General features: G+C 45.6%; 1 protein-coding gene. It reads left to right on the top strand.

Translation table 11 applies throughout. The features are described from left to right. A partial coding sequence (locus A3761_RS06105) for an OmpP1/FadL family transporter (protein ID WP_197472880.1) occupies positions 1–434 on the top strand: 434 nt, incomplete at both ends.

Genomic DNA, 434 nt, shown 5'->3' with positions numbered 1-434 from the left:
CCCTATGAATCCGGGAATGTGAACCTCGACTTGAAAATCCCTCAGATGTTTAAGACGGGTATGAGAGTTCGCCTTACTCCTGATTATACCCTCAATGTGGATGCGACATGGACTGATTGGAGTCAGTGGGAAGAATGGACTTTTTACTTTGATAGAACTCTGGAAATGCTAACAACAGCTCGACTATTGTCGGGGTTGGTCACAGGTCGTTCTCTGACTTTGCCTATTGGCTTACGTGATACCTGGCACTTTGGTTTCGGTTTAACTAAGCATGTTAATTCTCGTCTGGATGTCAGGTTTGGGTTAGAGTTACGAACTTCACCAGCCGAGCGTGATGTTTTTGGTCCGCTTCCCGTTGGTGATATGAAAATGTGGGGTACCGGGTTTGGCTACAAGTGGGATAAACGAACCGATATCAGTGCAAGCATATTCTA

It is taken from the genome of Oleiphilus sp. HI0123 (assembly GCF_001635315.1).
The sequence above is the reverse complement of the archived record's forward strand: the minus strand, read 5'-3'. Positions and strand labels throughout refer to the sequence as shown.